Origin of the sequence: Streptomyces sp. NPDC001027 (assembly GCF_040299045.1) — a bacterium.
GTDB lineage: Bacteria > Actinomycetota > Actinomycetes > Streptomycetales > Streptomycetaceae > Streptomyces.
Genome location: NZ_JBEPBI010000001.1, coordinates 1 through 18,357 on the forward strand (window position 1 = coordinate 1; position 18,357 = coordinate 18,357).

The window sequence follows — 18,357 nt, forward strand, 5'->3', positions numbered from 1 at the left end:
CCAGCTCTCCCTGCACTACGGCGCCGACGACCTCGGCTCGATCATGCTGGAGGAGAACGTCGTCTCCTCGGCCGGCGCCAAGCACCGCTCCAACCGCCTGGAGATCATCGACCTGATCAGGAAGGCGGACCGGGTCCCGGCCCAGCGCGCTACGACATACGAGCACCTCGTCGTGCACGACGACCCGGCGAACGACCCGGTCGACGAGCGGGTGATGTCCCACATCTCGTCCACGGCGATCGAGGGCGGCACGGCTCACCCCGAGCTGAAGCTGCTCGCTTCCAACTAGCCGCCGCACCCGCCTCTCGCATGCTGACGATCCACGCCGCGCCCCTGGTCCTGCCGGTCGGCGCGGCGCCCCTCCCGGACGGCGCCGTCGCCGTGGACGGCGGCCGGATCGCGGCCCTCGGTCCGTACGACGAGGTCGTCGCCGCGGCCCCCGGCGCCCGCGTCCGCCGCTGGCCCGGCGTCCTGACCCCCGGACTGCGCCAGTGGCACGGCCTGTGGCTGCTGCGCCGCTGCTACCACCCCGACCCGCGTGAGTACGACGAACTCGGCGAACTCCCGCTGTGGGGCGAGCGCCTGGCAGCCCTGGACCTGACCGAGACCCGCTGGTCGGGCAGTGTCCGCCGCGGCCTGCAGCGGATGCTGAGGCACGGGACCACGGCACTGGCCTCGCCCGGCGCCCGCTTCACCGACCCCCTGGTGGCGCAGGCGGTGGCCCGCTCCGGCCTGAGCGTCGTCCCGGTCACCGGCGCTCCCGGCGGGATGCTCCTGGGCGACCACCCCGACCTGGACCCCTTCTCCGAGGGCCTCGACCTGGCGGGCACGGTCCACGGCCCCCTGGAGGTCGGCGCCCGGGCCGATCTGGCGGTCTTCGACGCGCAGGACGAGGCGACCCTGACGGCGAAGGGCGCGGGCGCCTGTGTGGCCACCGTGATCGAGGGCAGGCTGCTGTACCGGTCCAGGTGAGCCGCCGAAGGGGCGCGGGCGCCTACGCGACGCACCTGCCCCGGCGGCGACGCACCAGCTCCCGCGGCGACGCACCTGCACCCTGCGCACCACAGGCGCCCTCGCCACCGCCCCCTACCTCGAGAACGCCTCCGCGAACGCCCCCGCATGCTGCGGCACCCCGCTGCAATTGGTCAGGGCGTCATCCGTGTCCGTCCCGGCGGCGCACTGCCGATCCCGGAACGTCGACCACATCGACACCCATGCGATGCCCTTCTCCTCGGCGAACGCCCGCACCTGGGCCGCGTCGGCGAGCGTGAACGTCTCGTTGTCGACGTCGTTCGTGCCGATCATCGACGTCAGCGCCATCCCGCGCCACGCGGCGGAGTCGTCCGTCCCGAACGCCTTCTTCAGCTGCGCCTGCGCGGCGGTCGCCGAGGCGATCGCGTAGCCGCCCATGTCGCCGGCGTACGACTCGGCGTAGTTCATCGTCATGAGGTTGACGGTGGAGACCTTGACGTCGTACCTGTTCGCCGAGGCCAGCAGCGCCAGGCCGGCGGAGTCCAGTCCGGAGGGCATCACCGGGAGGGTGAAGGTGACCTCCAGGTCCGGGCGCTCCTTCTGCAGTGCCGCGATCGCCGCGGAACGCCGGGCGACCGAGCCGGAGTCCGTCAACTCGTCGCCCTCGACGTCGAAGTCGGCCTGTGTGGAGCCGGCCGCGTCGAGCGCGTCCCCGTACGCCTTCGCGAGGGCCGGCGCGTTGTCGCAGGCGGCCGCCAGTTCCGTGCCGGAGGCTCCGCCGAAGGAGACCCGCACCGTGGCGCCCGTCCTCTTCAGCGTGGAGACACGGGACTTCACCGCCTTGTCCCCGAGGGCGTGGACGCCGTTCCACTTCGGCGTGCAGTCACGGCCGTCGGCGATGACGAACGCCAGGTTGTACGTCGTCGGCGAGCCGGCGGCATCGTTGGCGGAGGCCTCGTCCGCGCTCACGTAGGGCGCGTAGGCGGTGCCGGCGCGGGCGCCGGGCTTCCCGGCACGCATCGACGGCGAGGCGTCCGCGGACTGTCCTCCTGCCCGATCGGCGGCCCGGTCGGCGGCCACGGGCGCCGCGTCGTCCGGCGCGCCCCCGGACTGCGCGGAGCACCCCGTCAACGTCAGGGATATCAGGCAGGCGACCCCGGCCGTCGGCACCAGGAGACTCCTCATTGTGTCAGCACCCGCTTTCGTGATTTCCGCCCCGGCCGGGAAACGCCGTGCGTTCCCGAACGGGGAATGTCCCACATCCCGGCGGGCCGCGCGGGAATCGCGGGAACACAGTCGGATCAGGGCTGCAAGCGTGCAGGACGCGACATCCGTCCGCCGGACAAAGCCTTTCTGAGACCTGGTGAATGCCGTCCGAGCCCGCAATCGAAAGACGATCGGGTCACGCCGGAGGACGACGGGAGGCGGTCGCCCTCGTCGAGCGGGCCGTGGCGGCGCGCGGGAGGCCGAGGCTCCTGCCGTGAGCCGGCGGGGGAGGGGCTGACACAATGACCGGGTGACCCGTGCTTCCCTGAACAAGCAGCCCCACGAAGTCGCCTCGATGTTCGACCGCGTGGCGGAACGGTACGACCTGACCAACGACGTCCTGTCGCTCGGCCAGGACCGGCGGTGGCGCAAGGAGGTCGCGAAGGCGGTCGACGCCCGCCCGGCGCAGAAGGTCCTGGACCTCGCCGCCGGCACGGCGACCTCCTCCCTCCCGTTCGCGCAGACCGGCGCCTACGTCGTCCCCTGCGACTTCTCTCTCGGCATGCTCCAGGTCGGCAAGAGGAACCACGCCTGGCTGCCCTTCACCGCCGGGGACGCGACGAAGCTGCCTTTCAAGGACGACTCGTTCGACGCCGTCACCATCTCCTTCGGCCTGCGCAACGTGCAGGACTTCGACGCGGCCCTGCGCGAGATGCACCGGGTGACCCGGCCCGGCGGGCGCGTCGTGATCTGCGAGTTCTCGCACCCGACCTGGGCGCCTTTCCGGACCGTCTACACCGAGTACCTGATGCGCGCGCTGCCCCCCGTCGCCCGCGCGGTCTCCTCGAACCCGGACGCCTACGTCTACCTCGCCGAGTCCATCCGCGCCTGGCCCGACCAGCCCGCCCTCGCCGAGCACCTGCGCAAGGCAGGCTGGTCGAAGGTCGCCTGGCGCAACCTGACGGGCGGCGTGGTGACCCTGCACCGGGGCTTCAAGGAAGCCTGACGGGCCTGACGGCCCTGACGGGCCCGACGGCCGTCACCCGGTGATCGCCGCGAAGGGGGCCTTCGGCCGGTCCAGCTCGCGCTCCAGCCCGCCCCCGCCGGGTCGCGGCACGCGCGGTTCGCGCACGCCCGCGCCTCCGCCGCCCTCCCCGTCGCGGAACTCGAACCACACGGTGACGACGGCGCCCCGAGGCACCTCGACGCCCGGCGGGGGGTACTGCCGTACGACGTAGTCGACGACCGTGCGATGGAAGTCGGGCCGGTCCGGCGCGGCCAGCAGCACACCGTGCGCCGCAGCCGCCTCGCGCGCGTCCACGGCCATCAGACCGACGAACCTGGGCACACGCACTTCGGGTGTTTTGGGTGGTATGAGCACAGATGTCACCCCCAGCGGTACTGGAAGGGTAACCGCCCGGGGGCGCCGTCCGGAAGCGTCAGGTGTCTTTCCGTAGCCGACGACTGCGGGGAGTGACCGACGTCGTCACCAGGCGAGGCGGTAGCAGTGTGACTCCCGCGTCGACTGCGGCCTCGCGTACGTCTCCGCGAGCCGCATCCCCAGCCGCTCGGCGACGGCGATGGACCGCTGGTTGCCCGCGTCGACCATGGCCACCACTTCCGGCACCCCGGCCGCCCGCACCCGCTCCAGCGTCGACCGGGCGGCCGCCGTCGCGTACCCCCGGCCCCAGTGCTCCCGCCCCAGCCGCCACCCGATCTCGATCTCTCCCCGGGGACCCCAGTCCCGCGGCCACGGCTGCGCGCCGGTGAACCCGATGACCCGGTCGTCCGCGTCCAGCAACGTCCACAGGCAGAAACCGTGCTCGGCGTCGTGCCGGCGCTGGCGGGCGGTGAGCTCCTCGTAGACCGAGAGCTCCGCGGATCTCCCGCCGAAGAACTCCATGACGTCCGGATCGTCGAAGACCCGGTGCCAGGCGACCGCGTCCTCGTCCGTGGGGACGCGCAGCCGTACGACGGGGAGAGCTCGGTTCACGGGGGCAGCCCTTCAGCCGGGTGATCAATGCTGCTGAATAGACTGCCCGTGTCCAGTGCCGGTCGGCACGCAGATTCCGAACTTGGGGAGATCCCGCCGTGACCGCCGTGACCGAGCCCCACTCCGAGCCCTTCACCGCGAACACCGCCGACGTCATCGTCGTCGGCGCGGGACCGGCCGGCTCCACGACCGCCTACTACCTCGCCAAGGCCGGACTCGACGTACTCCTGCTGGAGAAGACCGAGTTCCCGCGCGAGAAGGTCTGCGGGGACGGCCTCACCCCGCGCGCCACCAAGCAACTGGTGGCCATGGGCATCGACATCTCCGAAGAGGCCGGCTGGCTGCGCAACAAGGGTCTGCGCATCATCGGCGGCGGCGTCCGGCTCCAGCTGGACTGGCCCGATCTGGCCTCCTTCCCCGACTACGGCCTCGTCCGCAAGCGCGACGACTTCGACGAGCAGCTCGCCCGCCAGGCCCAGAAGGCGGGCGCCCGCCTCCACGAGCGCTGCAACGTCGGCGCCCCGATCGTCGACGACCGCACCGGCCGCATCACCGGCGTGCACGCCAAGCTGGGGGAGGACAAGCGCGAAGTCACCTTCCACGCCCCGCTCGTGGTCGCCGCCGACGGCAACTCCACCCGCCTCTCCCTGGCGATGGGCCTGCACCGCCGTGAGGACCGTCCGATGGGCGTCGCCGTCCGCACCTACTTCACCTCCCCGCGCCACGAGGACGACTACCTCGAGTCCTGGCTGGAGCTGTGGGACCGCCGCGGCCCCGGCGAGGACCGGCTGCTGCCCGGCTACGGCTGGATCTTCGGCATGGGCGACGGGACGTCGAACGTCGGCCTCGGCGTGCTCAACACCTCCGACTCCTTCAAGGAGCTCGACTGGCGCGAGGTCCTCAAGGCGTGGTGCGCGTCCATGCCGGAGGACTGGGGCTACACCCCCGAAAACATGACCGGCCCGATCCGCGGCGCCGCCCTCCCCATGGCCTTCAACCGCAAGCCCCACTACACCAAGGGCCTGCTGCTCGTCGGCGACGCCGGCGGCCTGGTGAACCCGTTCAACGGCGAGGGCATCGCCTACGCCATGGAGTCCGGACAGCTCGCCGCCGACGTCATCGTGCAGGCCCACGCCCGCGCCACGCCCGGCCAGCGCGAACTCGCCCTGCAGCGCTACCCGCAGATCCTCGCGGACGCCTACGGCGGCTACTACACGCTGGGCCGCGCCTTCGTGAAGCTCATCGGCAACCCGAAGGTCATGAAGATCGCGACCCAGCGCGGCCTGACCCACCCGATGCTGATGAAGTTCACGCTGAAGATGCTCGCCAACCTGACGGACCCCACCGGCGGCGACGCGATGGACCGCATCATCAACGGCCTGAGCAAGGTGGCCCCGAAGGCCTGACCGGCCGGTGAACGCGGCGGGCCCGACCACAGGGCGGGGGCCCGCCGTTCGGCCGCCGCAGCGGGGGGCCGCTCCCCCCTCGTCCGCCTAATGCTGAAGTGCCCGACATGTCGGGCATCTTGGCCGCCTCGTCGGTCGTGAACGAACGGCCGTGCGTCGACGCCCCGTCCGGCGGCGCCGTGACGCGCGCTCCCGCGGCGGCGCACCGGATGACGGGCCGGCCGCTCGTGCCGCCCGGGCGAGCGCGCCCGCAGAGCCCGGGAACAGCCCGAAGGGCCGCTGCCCCCGAGCGGCTGCGGCCCTTGCGTGCGTGAGGCGCCCTCAGAGGCGCCCGGGAGCGGTCAGAGCACCCTCACCGCGCCGCTCGGCGGGTCGTACGACAGCGGCTTCTCGGCCACGCCGGTGGACGGGTTCTGCGCGCCGACGAACATGCCGTCGCCGACGTAGACCGCCACGTGGTAGGCGCTGCCCGCGCTGCCCCAGTAGAGGATGTCGCCGGGCTGCAGGTTGTCCAGCGACACCCGGGTGCCGGCCGTCGACTGGTCCTGCGAGACACGCGGCAGGTCGATGCCGACCTGCTTGAAGGCGGTCTGCACCAGGCCCGAGCAGTCCCACGAGTTGGGTCCGGTGCCGCCGGACACGTAGGCGTCGCCGATCTGCGCCTTCACGAAGGCGATGACGGCCGCGGCCGAACCCGTCGCCGTGGAGGAGCTCGTGCTGCTGAAGGCCTTGGCCGACGTCGAGGTCAGCGTGGTGCGCTCGGCGGAGCGCGTGGCCCGCTCGGCGGCGGCCCTGCGGGCGGCCTCCGCCTTCTTCTTCGCCTCGGCCTTGGCCTCGGCGAGGTCCTTCTTGGCTTCCTTGGCGGCGGACGCGGCAGCCGCGTCACGCTCCGCGTGGAGCTGGTAGTTCGCCGCGGCCTGCTGCGTGGCCTGGGCGGACTGCGCGACCTGGGCGGCCAGGTCGCCGGTGAGCACGGGCAGTTCGAGCGTCTGCGTCACCGGTTCGGCGGCGTTGGCCGAGCCGGCTGCTGTGGCGACGGCCAGCGTGCCGAGAACACCACTGGCGACTCCGGCCCGCATCGCGATCGTCGACGCGCTGCGGCGGGGTTTCCGGTGGCTGCGTATGTGAGCGGTGAGGGACATGGGTACAACCGGTATCAGGGGCTCCTCCATACCTTCAAGAAACGTGTGGTGCGCCACAGTTGTTCAACGGACGCCCCAAATTCCCCGCCTCGGGTTCTTTATTGACGCCGTAACGGACATTGCGGACGCACGTGATCAAGCCTGTGATCATGGTGTTTCGCGGTTACGCCCGAATTGTCATGCGCCTACCACCGGTCGAGACAGTTGGCCAAGCCCCGCTCTTGGGGGCCCTCGCGGGTGTGGCGGAGGTCACGGAACGGTTACCGGGACGCCCGCGTCTCGCGCCCGCGGCATGACGGCTTCCGCTCGTGAACGCGTGCACGCGTCCATGTCCGGCCCCTCCCTCCCCCTGATGTGTGAACGCGGTCCTCTATCAGCCCTTCGCGTCCAGCTCCAATTTGCATGCAAGGGAAGCCTCTTGATATGGAGACGCCTCTCCGGCCTGCGATGACGAGCGCAAATGTCACTTCTTGTGATCACTCTGACGCTTCGCGTACGAAGATCACCGCTGATACGACTTCATGATCGTTCGTCAGGTGGTGGAGATCACAAAGCTTGTGTAATACCCCGTGTCGCAGATCACAGAGCGGCGGGCATAGGATGCGAGGCAGTTGGGCTTGTGACCTGCTTCACATGTTCGCGATCTTCGTCTGGACGGGCGGTGTTCGCGGGCCTGCGGGCCAGCGCGAGTCCGATGTCATCGCCAGCAGTCAGTGCCGACTGAGAGGAGCGAGGAGCGGTGAACGCGTATGCGCCCATCCTCGTACTGGGAGCCCTCGGGGCAGGCTTTGCGATCTTCTCCGTGGTCATGGCCACGCTGATCGGGCCGAAGCGGTACAACCGCGCCAAGCTCGAGGCCTATGAGTGCGGTATCGAGCCGACCCCCACGCCGGCCGGCGGCGGGCGCTTCCCCATCAAGTACTACCTGACGGCGATGCTCTTCATCGTCTTCGACATCGAGATCGTCTTCCTCTACCCCTGGGCCGTCACCTTCGACGCCCTGGGTGTCTTCGGGCTCGTGGAGATGCTGCTCTTCGTGCTCACCGTCTTCGTGGCGTACGCGTACGTGTGGCGGCGCGGCGGCCTGGAATGGGACTGAGGGGCCTTTAAGTCATGGGACTCGAAGAAAAGCTGCCGAGCGGTTTCCTGCTGACCACCGTCGAGCAGGCCGCGGGCTGGGTGCGCAAGGCGTCCGTCTTCCCCGCCACGTTCGGTCTGGCCTGCTGCGCCATCGAGATGATGACGACCGGCGCCGGCCGCTACGACCTGGCGCGCTTCGGCATGGAGGTCTTCCGCGGTTCGCCCCGCCAGGCCGACCTCATGATCGTCGCCGGCCGGGTGAGCCAGAAGATGGCTCCGGTGCTCCGCCAGGTCTACGACCAGATGCCCGCTCCGAAGTGGGTCATCTCCATGGGCGTCTGCGCGTCCTCGGGCGGCATGTTCAACAACTACGCGATCGTCCAGGGCGTCGATCACATCGTGCCCGTCGACATCTACCTTCCGGGCTGCCCGCCGCGGCCCGAGATGCTGATGGACGCGATCCTCAAGCTCCATCACAAGATCCAGAACTCCAAGCTGGGCGTGAACGCCGAGGAGGCGGCCCGCGAGGCGGAGGAGGCGGCGCTGAAGGCCCTGCCCATGATCGAGATGAAGGGGCTGCTGCGGTGAGCGACGCGAACGGCGCCCAGGGCGCGAACGGCGCGAACGGCTCCTCGAACGGGGTGAACCCCGAGAAGGACCTCTCCGCGTCCAACCTCCCCGGCCAGCGTGGCCAGGGCGGGGAGGAGGTCCGCGTCCAGCGCGGCATGTTCGGCGCCGACAACGGCGGCGACACCTCCGGCTACGGCGGCCTGGTGCGGTCGATCCGGCTCCCGGGGGCGGCGAGCCGGCCCTACGGCGGCTGGTTCGACGAGGTCGCCGACGAACTGGAGGGCGCGCTGGAGGAGCAGGGTCTCCTCCCCGGCAACGCGATCGAGAAGACGGTCGTCGACCGCGACGAGCTCACCTTCCACATCGAGCGCGAGCACCTGCTCCGCGTCGCCCGCACCCTGCGCGACGACCCGGCCCTGCGCTTCGAGCTCTGCACCGGCGTCAGCGGCGTGCACTACCCGCACGACAAGGGGCGCGAGCTGCACGCCGTCTACCACCTGCGCTCGATCACCCACAACCGGCTGATCCGCCTGGAGGTCAGCGCCCCGGAAGGCGACCCGCGCATCCCGTCCCTGGTCCCCGTGTATCCCACCAACGACTGGCACGAGCGCGAGACCTACGACTTCTTCGGGATCGTCTTCGACGGTCACCCGGCCCTCACGCGGATCATGATGCCGGACGACTGGCCGGGCCATCCGCAGCGCAAGGACTATCCCCTCGGCGGCATCCCCGTCGAGTACAAGGGCGCCCAGATCCCGGCTCCGGACCAGCGGAGGTCGTACTCGTGAGCAGCACGCAGTCATCAGCCGCGTCCGCCTCGGCGCGCGAGACCACAGAGGGCACCGTCTACACGGTCACCGGCGGCGACTGGGACGAGGTCGTCCAGTCAGCGGCCCGCGCCGACGACGAGCGCATCGTCGTCAACATGGGCCCCCAGCACCCCTCCACCCACGGGGTGCTCCGGCTCATCCTGGAGATCGAGGGCGAGACCGTCACCGAGGCCCGTTGCGGCATCGGCTACCTCCACACGGGCATCGAGAAGAACCTCGAGTACCGCACGTGGACGCAGGGCACCACGTTCGTGACGCGCATGGACTACCTGACGTCCTTCTTCAACGAGACCGCGTACTGTCTCGCCGTCGAGAAGCTCCTCGGCGTCGAGGACCAGATCACCGAGCGAGCCAAGATCATCCGGGTGCTCCTGATGGAGCTGAACCGGATGTCGTCGCACCTGGTGTGCATCGCCACGGGCGGCATGGAACTCGGCGCCACCACGATCATGATCTACGGATTCCGTGATCGTGAAATGATTCTCGACATCTACGAGCTCATCACGGGCCTGCGGATGAACCACGCGTACATCCGCCCCGGCGGACTCGCCCAGGACCTGCCGCCCGGCGCGGTGGACCAGATCCGCGAGTTCGTGAAGAAGATGAAGAAGAACCTCCCCGAGTACGACAAGCTCGCGACCGGGAACCCCATCTTCAAGGCCCGCATGCAGGACGTCGGCTACCTCGACCTCGCGGGCTGCATGGCCCTAGGCGCCACCGGCCCCATCCTGCGTTCCACCGGTCTGCCACACGACCTGCGCAAGACCCAGCCCTACTGCGACTACGAGACGTACGACTTCGACGTCCCGACCGCCGACTCCTGCGACTCCTACGGCCGCTTCCTGATCCGGCTGGAGGAGATGCGCCAGTCGCTCGGGATCGTCGAGCAGTGCCTGGACCGGCTGCAGCCCGGCCCGGTCATGGTCGCCGACCGGAAGATCGCCTGGCCGGCCCAGCTGGCCCTGGGCCCCGACGGTCTCGGCAACTCCCTCGACCACATCAAGAAGATCATGGGCACGTCCATGGAGGCCCTGATCCACCACTTCAAGCTGGTCACCGAGGGCTTCCGCGTGCCGCCGGGCCAGGCGTACGCGGCGGTCGAGTCGCCCAAGGGCGAGCTCGGGGTGCACGCCGTGTCCGACGGAGGCACCCGCCCCTACCGGGTCCACTTCCGGGACCCGTCCTTCACCAACCTGCAAGCCATGGCGGCGATGTGCGAGGGCGGCCAGGTCGCCGACGTCATCGTCGCCGTCGCGTCCATCGACCCCGTGATGGGAGGCGTCGACCGGTGACCACCTCTTCTTCCGAGCGGGGCGTCAGCCTGGGCATGCCCGAACTGCCCGCGCCCGCCTACCCGGACGACGTCCGAGCCCGGCTGGAGGCGGACGCGCGCGAGATCATCGCCCGCTACCCCGACTCCCGGTCCGCGCTCCTGCCGTTGCTGCACCTCGTGCAGTCGGAGGAGGGGCACGTCACGCGCACCGGAATGCGCTTCTGCGCCGACGTGCTGGACCTCACCACCGCCGAGGTCACCGCGGTCGCCACCTTCTACACCATGTACCGGCGCCGACCCAGCGGCGACTACCAGGTGGGCGTCTGCACCAACACGCTGTGCGCGGTGATGGGCGGCGACGCGATCTTCGACGAGCTCCAGGAGTACCTGGGTGTCGGCAATGGAGGCACCACCGACGACGGAAAGATCACTCTGGAGCACATCGAGTGCAACGCGGCCTGCGACTTCGCGCCGGTCGTGATGGTCAACTGGGAGTTCTTCGACAACCAGACCGTCCAGAGCGCGAAGCGCCTGGTGGACGACCTGCGCAGCGGCGCCACGGTGTCCCCGACGCGCGGGGCGCCGCTCTGCTCCTTCAAGGAGACCGCCCGCATCCTGGCGGGCTTCCCCGACGAGCGGGAGGGGGCCGTCGAGGCGAGCGGCAGTGCGGGACCGGCGTCACTGGTGGGTCTTCGCCTGGCGAAGGGAGAGACCGCACCCGCGCGCGTGGTCCATCCGCGAGACGGCGGGCCGCACGACGAGCCGCGGGACCGGGCCGTCCACGAGCCGTCGCCCACCGAGCACCTGAGTTCGCACGACGCGCCACAGGACACGTCGGCCTCCGACCCGGCTCACCCGGCAGGGCCTACCGCCGAGGAGGGGGAGTGATGACCTTGGCACCCGAACTGAAAGGCGGCAGCCCCGAGAAGCTGCTCGCACCCGTGCTGTCGGCCTTCTGGGACGAGGACAGGGCCTGGAGCCTGGACGTCTACCGAAGGCACGAGGGATACGAGGGCCTGCGCAAGGCGCTCGCCATGTCGCCGGACGAACTGATCGCGTTCGTCAAGGACTCCGGTCTGCGCGGACGGGGCGGCGCGGGATTCCCGACGGGAATGAAATGGCAGTTCATTCCCCAGGGGGATGGAAAGCCGCACTATCTAGTTGTCAACGCCGACGAATCGGAGCCCGGGACCTGCAAGGACATCCCGCTCCTCTTCGCGAACCCGCACAGCCTCATCGAGGGCATTGTGATCGCGTGTTACGCCATCAGGTCGTCTCATGCCTTCATCTATCTGCGTGGCGAAGTCGTCCCCGTTCTGCGGCGGTTGCACGAGGCCGTGCGCGAGGCCTATGCGGCGGGCTACCTCGGCGAGAACATCCTGGGCAGCGGACTCGACCTCCAGCTCACCGTGCACGCCGGCGCCGGCGCGTACATCTGCGGTGAGGAGACCGCGCTGCTCGACTCGCTCGAAGGCCGCCGTGGTCAACCGCGGCTTCGTCCCCCCTTTCCTGCGGTCGCGGGCCTCTATGCGTGCCCGACTGTGGTGAATAACGTCGAGTCGATCGCGTCAGTTCCCGCCATCCTGCAAAAAGGCAAGGAATGGTTCAGGTCGATGGGAAGCGAGAAGTCCCCGGGCTTCACGCTCTACTCCCTCAGCGGCCACGTCGCGAGCCCCGGCCAGTACGAGGCCCCGCTCGGCATCACCCTGCGCCAGCTCCTCGAGATGAGCGGCGGCATGCGACCCGGGCACCGGCTCAAGTTCTGGACGCCGGGCGGCTCCTCGACGCCGATGTTCACCGACGAGCACCTCGACGTCCCTCTTGACTACGAAGGAGTGGGCGCCGCGGGTTCCATGCTCGGCACGAAAGCACTGCAGTGCTTCGACGAGACGACCTGCGTGGTGCGTGCCGTGACCCGGTGGACCGAGTTCTACGCACACGAGTCCTGCGGCAAGTGCACACCGTGCCGCGAAGGCACGTACTGGCTCGTGCAGCTGCTGCGCGACATCGAGGCCGGCAAGGGCGCGATGTCCGACCTCGACAAGCTCAACGACATCGCCGACAACATCAACGGCAAGTCCTTCTGCGCCCTCGGCGACGGCGCCGCATCGCCGATCTTCTCCTCGCTCAAGTACTTCCGCGAGGAGTACGAGCAGCACATCACGGGCCGCGGCTGCCCCTTCGACCCGGCCAAGTCGACGGCGTGGGCGGACAAGCACACGGAGGTGAACGCATGACGGTGACCACCAGCGCTCCCTCCGGAGGCGGCGAGGCGGCGGTCCCGCCGGAAGATCTCGTGACGTTGACGATCGACGGCGCCGAGATCAGCGTGCCCAAGGGCACCCTGGTCATCCGGGCCGCCGAGCAGCTCGGCATCGAGATCCCCCGCTTCTGCGACCATCCCCTCCTCGACCCCGCAGGCGCCTGCCGCCAGTGCATCGTCGACGTCGAGGGCCAGCGCAAGCCGATGGCGTCCTGCACGATCACGTGCACGGACGGCATGGTGGTGAAGACGCACCTCACCTCGCCGGTCGCCGAGAAGGCGCAGCACGGCGTGATGGAGCTGCTCCTCATCAACCATCCGCTGGACTGCCCGGTCTGCGACAAGGGCGGCGAGTGCCCCCTGCAGAACCAGGCCATGTCGCACGGCCAGGCCGAGTCCCGCTTCGAGGGAAGGAAGCGGACCTACGAGAAGCCCGTGCCGATCTCCGCCCAGGTGCTCCTCGACCGGGAGCGGTGCGTGCTGTGCGCCCGCTGCACCCGGTTCTCGAACCAGGTGGCGGGCGACCCGATGATCGAGCTGATCGAGCGCGGGGCGCTGCAGCAGGTGGGCACCGGCGAGGGCGACCCCTTCGAGTCGTACTTCTCCGGCAACACCATCCAGATCTGCCCGGTGGGCGCGCTGACCTCGGCGGCGTACCGGTTCCGCTCCCGGCCGTTCGACCTGGTCTCCTCCCCGTCGGTGTGCGAGCACTGCTCCGGCGGCTGCGCCACCCGCACCGACCACCGCCGCGGCAAGGTCATGCGACGGCTGGCCGCCGAGGACCCCGAGGTCAACGAGGAGTGGCTGTGCGACAAGGGACGCTTCGCGTTCCGCTACGCGCAGCAGCGGGACCGGCTCGACACGCCCCTGGTGCGCAACGCCGAGGGGGACCTCGTACCGGCTTCCTGGCCGGAGGCCCTGCAGATCGCGGCTCAGGGTCTGCTGGCGTCACGCGGCAGGACCGGCGTGCTGACCGGCGGCCGTCTCACCGTCGAGGACGCCTACGCGTACAGCAAGTTCGCGCGCGTGGCGCTCGACACGAACGACATCGACTTCCGCGCGCGGGTGCACAGCAGCGAGGAGGCCGACTTCCTGGCCGCCCACGTCGCCGGCCGCGGCCGCGATCTCGACGGTACGGGCGTCACGTACTCCTCCCTGGAGAAGGCGCCCGCCGTCCTGCTGGTCGGGTTCGAGTCGGAGGAGGAGGCGCCCGGCGTCTTCCTGCGACTGCGCAAGGCCTGGCGGCGGCACGGCCAGCGAGTGTTCTCGCTGGCCACGCATGCCACCCGTGGCCTGGAGAAGGCGGGCGGCACCCTGCTGCCGGCCGCTCCGGGCACCGAGACGGAGTGGCTGGACGCGCTGGCGAGCGGCTCCGGCCTGGCGGACGCCGGCGCCACGGCCGCACAGGCGCTGCGGGCCGAGGGCGCGGTGATCGTCGTCGGCGAACGGCTGGCGGCGGTGGCGGGCGGGCTGACCGCCGCGGCCCGGACCGCCTCGGCGACCGGCGCCCGGCTGGTGTGGATTCCGCGCCGGGCGGGGGAGCGGGGCGCGATCGAGGCGGGCGCCCTGCCGTCGCTCCTGCCGGGCGGCCGTCCGGCGACCGACCCCCGCGCGCGTGAGGAGGTCGCCGCGGCCTGGGGCCTGGCCGAACTCCCGCACCGGTACGGCCGGGACACCGGGCAGATCGTCGAGGCCGCCGCCTCCGGCGAACTGCAGGCGCTGCTCGTCGCCGGCGTCGAGATCGCGGATCTGCCCGACCCGGCACGCGCGCGTGAGGCGCTGGCCGAGGCCGGCTTCGTGGTGTCGCTGGAGCTGCGGCCAGGTGAGGTCACCGAGCACGCCGACGTCGTCCTCCCGGTGGCCGCGGTCGCCGAGAAGCCGGGCGCCTTCCTCAACTGGGAGGGTCGGGTCCGCTTCTTCGAGGCGGCACTGAAGCCCGACCAGATGACCCGCCGTGTGGCGCCCGCCGACGCCCGCGTGCTGCAGATGCTCGCCGACGCCATGGACGTCCATCTCGGCCTGCCGGATCTGCGCACCGCGCGTGCGGAGCTCGACCGGCTCGGGGCCTGGGAGGGTCCCGGGGCCGCCGAGTCCACGGAGCAGGCCGCGCAGTTGCCGCGGCCCGCCGCCGGGGAGGCCGTCCTCGCCGGGCACCGTCTGCTGCTCGACCAGGGCGTCCTCCAGCAGGGGGACGAGGCGCTCGCCGGGACCCGGCACGCGGCACGCGCGCGTGTCTCGGCCGCCACGGCAGCCGAGGCGGGTGTCGCGGACGGCGACCTGCTCGCCGTCACCGGACCCGCCGGAACGGTCGCACTGCCGCTGCAGATCACCGTGATGCCCGACCGGGTCGTCTGGCTCCCGCTGAACTCCACCGGCCGGGGCGTCGCCTCCGACTCCGGGGCCACGCCCGGCTCCCTCGTACGCATCGGCCCGGCGAAGCTCACCGCCGACGCCCCCAAGGAGGTGGAGGCATGAGCCCGTACTTCGCCGCTGAGGACCTCTCGATGTTCGGCCGCGACCCCTGGTGGCTGGTCGTCGTCAAGGCGGTCTTCTGCTTCGCCTTCCTGATGGTGACCGTGCTGTTCTCCATCGTGTGGGAGCGCAAGGTCGTCGCCTGGATGCAGTTGCGCATCGGTCCCAACCGGCACGGTCCCTGGGGCATGCTCCAGTCCCTCGCCGACGGCATCAAGCTGATGCTGAAGGAGGACCTCGTCGTCAAACGCGCGGACAAGGTGGTGTACATCCTCGCGCCGATCGTCGCGGCCATCCCGGCCTTCATGGCGATCGCGGTGATCCCCTTCGGTCCGGCCGACAACGAGGTCTCGATCTTCGGTCAGCGCACCACGATGCAGCTGACCGACCTGCCGATCGCGATGCTCTACGTCCTCGCGGTCGCCTCCGTCGGCATCTACGGCATCGTGCTGGCCGGCTGGAGCTCCGGCTCCACGTACCCGCTGCTGGGCGGCCTGCGGTCCTGCGCGCAGATGATCTCCTACGAGATCGCCATGGGCGCGGCGTTCGCCTCGGTGTTCCTCTACTCGGGGTCGATGTCGACCTCGACCATCGTCGAGCAGCAGCAGGACCGCTGGTACATCCTCCTGCTGCCGGTCTCCTTCGTCCTCTACATCATCACGATGGTCGGCGAGACCAACCGCGCCCCCTTCGACATGCCGGAGTCCGAGGGCGACCTGGTCGGCGGCTTCAACACCGAGTACTCGTCGATCAAGTTCGCGATGTTCATGCTCGCCGAGTACGTGAACATGGTGACGGTCTCCGCCGTGGCGACCACGCTCTTCCTCGGCGGCTGGCGCGCCCCCTGGCCGATCAGCGGTTTCTGGGAGGGCGCGAACCACGGCTGGTGGCCGATGCTCTGGTTCGTCGTCAAGGTGCAGCTGCTGCTGTTCTTCTTCATCTGGCTGCGCGGCACGCTTCCCCGCGTCCGGTACGACCAGCTGATGAAGCTGGGCTGGAAGGTCCTGATCCCGGTGTCGGTGACGTGGCTGATGCTCGTCGCGACCGTACGGACGCTGCGCAACGAGAACTACGACTTCACCGACATCGCCCTCTACGTGTGCGGCGGCGTCCTGGTCCTGCTGTTGCTGTCCTTCGTCGCGGACATGTTCCGCAACGCGCGGAAGGAGGCTCAGGCCCCCGCCGAGCCGGCCGACTTCGACCCGATGGCGGGCGGATTCCCCGTGCCGCCGCTGCCGGGGCAGGAGCTGCCGCCGGTGCCGAGGCGTCGCCCGAGCCGGGAGCGGGAGCTCATTGTCAGTGGTGGAGTGGACACTGTGAGTGACGGATCGCTGGATGGAAAGGAGGCGTCCGATGGCTGAGGAGCCCAAGGAGACCAAGCCCGGTTTCCAGAACCCCGTGGCCGGCTTCGGCGTGACCTTCAAGGCCATGTTCAAGAAGCGGCTGACCGAGCAGTACCCGGAGCAGGAGAAGACCACAGCTCCCCGGTTCCACGGACGGCACCAGCTCAACCGTCATCCGGACGGCCTGGAGAAGTGCGTCGGCTGTGAGCTGTGCGCCTGGGCCTGCCCGGCCGACGCCATCTACGTGGAGGGCGCGGACAACACCGACGAGGAGCGCTACTCCCCGGGCGAGCGGTACGGGCGCGTCTACCAGATCAACTACGCCCGCTGCATCCTGTGCGGCCTGTGCATCGAGGCGTGTCCCACGCGCGCGTTGACGATGACCAACGAGTTCGAGCTGGCCGACTCCAGCCGCGCCAACCTGATCTACACCAAGGAGCAGCTGCTCGCCGGCCTCGACGAGGGCATGGTCGACTCGCCGCACGCCATCTACCCGGGCACCGACGAGCAGGACTACTACCGGGGGTTGGTGACGGAGGCCGCGCCCGGCACGGAACGCCAGACGGCCGTCTCCAAGGGCGAGGGCCCGCAGGAGGCCGCGTCCACGTCCGGACCGGGCGAGTCGGCGTCGGAGGAGGTGGTGGGCCGATGAGCGCGCAGCTCGCCGCCTACGCCACCTCGACCGGCGAGGCCTTCCAGTTCTGGGTGCTCGGCACGGTCGCGGTGGCCGGCGCCCTGTGCACCGTCTTCATGAAGAAGGCCGTGCACAGTGCGCTCTGTCTCGCCGGCACCATGATCGTCCTGGCGGTGTTCTACCTCGCCAACGGCGCCTATTTCCTCGGCATCGTGCAGATCGTCGTCTACACCGGCGCGATCATGATGCTCTTCCTGTTCGTGGTGATGCTCGTCGGCGTCACCGCGGCGGACTCGCTGAAGGAGACCATCAAGGGGCAGCGCTGGCTGGCGCTGCTGTGCGGCCTCGGCTTCGGCGTCCTGCTGATCGCCGGCATCGGCAACGCCTCCCTGACGGAGTTCAACGGCCTCACCGAGGCGAACGCCCACGGCAACGTGGAGGGCCTCGCCGCCCTCATCTTCACGAAGTACGTCTTCGCCTTCGAGATCACCGGCGCCCTGCTCATCACGGCGGCCGTGGGCGCCATGGTGCTCACCCACCGCGAGCGCACCGAGCGGCCCAAGACCCAGCGGGAAATGGCCGAGCAGCGCGTCCGCGAGGGCAAGCACGTTCCGCCGCTGCCGGCCCCCGGCGTGTACGCACGGCACAACGCGGTGGACGTCCAGGGCCTGCTGCCCGACGGCACCCCGTCGGAGCTCACGGTCAGCAGCACGCTGCGCGAGCGCGGCCAGATCAGGGACGTGTCCGCCGAGGCGCTGAGCGACCTCAAGGCCATCGAGCAGCGTGCCGAGGAGCGTCTGGAGCGGGCCGCGGTCGAGCCGCCCCGCCTGGGGCCGAACTCCCGGCGGACGGAGGAGGCGTCGAAGTGAACCCCGTCAACTACCTCTACCTCGCAGCCCTGTTGTTCACGATCGGTGCGACGGGCGTGCTGATCAGGCGCAACGCGATCGTCGTCTTCATGTGCATCGAGCTCATGCTCAACGCCTGCAACCTCGCGTTCGTCGCCTTCTCCCGGATGCACGGCAATCTCGACGGCCAGATCATCGCCTTCTTCACGATGGTGGTCGCCGCCGCGGAGGTCGTGGTCGGACTCGCGATCATCGTGTCGCTGTTCCGTTCCCGCCACTCGGCCTCGGTCGACGACGCCAGCCTGATGAAGCTGTAAGGGGTCGG

Annotated in this window: 18 protein-coding genes and 1 pseudogene; 15 read left to right on the forward strand and 4 right to left on the reverse strand. The window is 70.2% G+C overall.

What is annotated here, in order from left to right:
* Nucleotides 1–289, forward strand: a pseudogene (locus tag ABT300_RS00005) (dehypoxanthine futalosine cyclase); the annotation flags it as partial.
* 20 nt (nucleotides 290–309) lie between these two features.
* Nucleotides 310–972 (forward strand): amidohydrolase family protein, encoded by a 663-nt coding sequence (locus ABT300_RS00010; protein WP_351669689.1) that lies wholly within the window; start codon nucleotides 310–312, stop codon nucleotides 970–972.
* 114 nt (nucleotides 973–1,086) lie between these two features.
* Here ABT300_RS00010 and ABT300_RS00015 read toward each other — a convergent pair whose 3' ends face one another.
* On the reverse strand, nucleotides 1,087–2,157 hold the full coding sequence (locus tag ABT300_RS00015; protein WP_351669692.1) for a chitinase: 1,071 nt from the start codon (nucleotides 2,155–2,157) through the stop codon (nucleotides 1,087–1,089).
* A 331-nt stretch (nucleotides 2,158–2,488) separates the two neighbouring features.
* Here ABT300_RS00015 and ABT300_RS00020 point away from each other — a divergent pair, with 331 nt between their 5' ends.
* Complete coding sequence (locus ABT300_RS00020) at nucleotides 2,489–3,184, forward strand: demethylmenaquinone methyltransferase (protein WP_351669695.1); 696 nt, start codon at nucleotides 2,489–2,491, stop codon at nucleotides 3,182–3,184.
* Between the two features lie 33 nt (nucleotides 3,185–3,217).
* On the opposite strand, the gene ABT300_RS00025 is transcribed toward ABT300_RS00020, so the two are convergent.
* Both ABT300_RS00025 and ABT300_RS00030 read right to left on the reverse strand, forming a co-directional pair.
* Complete coding sequence (locus ABT300_RS00025; protein ID WP_351669698.1) at nucleotides 3,218–3,532, reverse strand: PASTA domain-containing protein; 315 nt, start codon at nucleotides 3,530–3,532, stop codon at nucleotides 3,218–3,220.
* 132 nt (nucleotides 3,533–3,664) lie between these two features.
* Complete coding sequence (locus tag ABT300_RS00030; protein ID WP_351669701.1) at nucleotides 3,665–4,171, reverse strand: GNAT family N-acetyltransferase; 507 nt, start codon at nucleotides 4,169–4,171, stop codon at nucleotides 3,665–3,667.
* 98 nt (nucleotides 4,172–4,269) lie between these two features.
* On the opposite strand from ABT300_RS00030, the gene ABT300_RS00035 reads away from it, so the two are divergent.
* Nucleotides 4,270–5,577, forward strand: a complete 1,308-nt coding sequence (locus tag ABT300_RS00035) for a geranylgeranyl reductase family protein (protein WP_502977848.1) — start codon at nucleotides 4,270–4,272, stop codon at nucleotides 5,575–5,577.
* A gap of 341 nt (nucleotides 5,578–5,918) precedes the next feature.
* Here ABT300_RS00035 and ABT300_RS00040 read toward each other — a convergent pair whose 3' ends face one another.
* The gene (locus ABT300_RS00040; RefSeq protein WP_351669704.1) at nucleotides 5,919–6,719 is read right to left on the reverse strand and encodes a C40 family peptidase; all 801 of its coding nucleotides are present in this window, start codon (nucleotides 6,717–6,719) and stop codon (nucleotides 5,919–5,921) included.
* A gap of 739 nt (nucleotides 6,720–7,458) precedes the next feature.
* Here ABT300_RS00040 and ABT300_RS00045 point away from each other — a divergent pair.
* The 11 genes from ABT300_RS00045 to nuoK are packed head-to-tail and all read left to right on the forward strand — an operon-like array spanning nucleotide 7,459 to nucleotide 18,349.
* Complete coding sequence (locus ABT300_RS00045) at nucleotides 7,459–7,818, forward strand: NADH-quinone oxidoreductase subunit A (protein ID WP_007383963.1); 360 nt, start codon at nucleotides 7,459–7,461, stop codon at nucleotides 7,816–7,818.
* 14 nt (nucleotides 7,819–7,832) lie between these two features.
* Nucleotides 7,833–8,387: a NuoB/complex I 20 kDa subunit family protein gene (locus ABT300_RS00050; protein WP_057584832.1), complete on the forward strand. Its 555-nt coding sequence runs from the start codon at nucleotides 7,833–7,835 to the stop codon at nucleotides 8,385–8,387.
* A complete protein-coding gene (locus ABT300_RS00055; RefSeq protein WP_351669708.1) occupies nucleotides 8,384–9,157 on the forward strand; it encodes an NADH-quinone oxidoreductase subunit C in 774 nt (257 codons plus the stop codon). The genes ABT300_RS00050 and ABT300_RS00055 overlap by 4 nt, the downstream gene beginning before the upstream one ends.
* Nucleotides 9,154–10,491 carry an NADH-quinone oxidoreductase subunit D gene (locus ABT300_RS00060; RefSeq protein WP_351669711.1) on the forward strand — a complete coding sequence of 446 codons (1,338 nt, stop codon included), beginning with the start codon at nucleotides 9,154–9,156 and terminating at the stop codon, nucleotides 10,489–10,491. The genes ABT300_RS00055 and ABT300_RS00060 overlap by 4 nt, the downstream gene beginning before the upstream one ends.
* Nucleotides 10,488–11,360: an NADH-quinone oxidoreductase subunit NuoE gene (gene nuoE / locus ABT300_RS00065; RefSeq protein WP_351669714.1), complete on the forward strand. Its 873-nt coding sequence runs from the start codon at nucleotides 10,488–10,490 to the stop codon at nucleotides 11,358–11,360. The genes ABT300_RS00060 and nuoE overlap by 4 nt, the downstream gene beginning before the upstream one ends.
* Nucleotides 11,357–12,709 (forward strand): NADH-quinone oxidoreductase subunit NuoF, encoded by a 1,353-nt coding sequence (gene nuoF / locus ABT300_RS00070; protein ID WP_351669717.1) that lies wholly within the window; start codon nucleotides 11,357–11,359, stop codon nucleotides 12,707–12,709. Before nuoE ends, nuoF begins: the two co-directional genes overlap by 4 nt.
* Nucleotides 12,706–15,210 carry an NADH-quinone oxidoreductase subunit G gene (locus ABT300_RS00075; RefSeq protein ID WP_351669720.1) on the forward strand — a complete coding sequence of 835 codons (2,505 nt, stop codon included), beginning with the start codon at nucleotides 12,706–12,708 and terminating at the stop codon, nucleotides 15,208–15,210. The genes nuoF and ABT300_RS00075 overlap by 4 nt, the downstream gene beginning before the upstream one ends.
* On the forward strand, nucleotides 15,207–16,568 hold the full coding sequence (gene nuoH, locus ABT300_RS00080; protein WP_351669723.1) for an NADH-quinone oxidoreductase subunit NuoH: 1,362 nt from the start codon (nucleotides 15,207–15,209) through the stop codon (nucleotides 16,566–16,568). Before ABT300_RS00075 ends, nuoH begins: the two co-directional genes overlap by 4 nt.
* Nucleotides 16,561–17,202: an NADH-quinone oxidoreductase subunit NuoI gene (gene nuoI, locus ABT300_RS00085; RefSeq protein WP_351669725.1), complete on the forward strand. Its 642-nt coding sequence runs from the start codon at nucleotides 16,561–16,563 to the stop codon at nucleotides 17,200–17,202. The genes nuoH and nuoI overlap by 8 nt, the downstream gene beginning before the upstream one ends.
* Nucleotides 17,199–18,053, forward strand: a complete 855-nt coding sequence (locus tag ABT300_RS00090; RefSeq protein WP_351669728.1) for an NADH-quinone oxidoreductase subunit J — start codon at nucleotides 17,199–17,201, stop codon at nucleotides 18,051–18,053. Before nuoI ends, ABT300_RS00090 begins: the two co-directional genes overlap by 4 nt.
* Nucleotides 18,050–18,349, forward strand: a complete 300-nt coding sequence (nuoK, locus tag ABT300_RS00095; RefSeq protein ID WP_003974374.1) for an NADH-quinone oxidoreductase subunit NuoK — start codon at nucleotides 18,050–18,052, stop codon at nucleotides 18,347–18,349. Before ABT300_RS00090 ends, nuoK begins: the two co-directional genes overlap by 4 nt.
* Nucleotides 18,350–18,357: the final 8 nt, after the last annotated feature.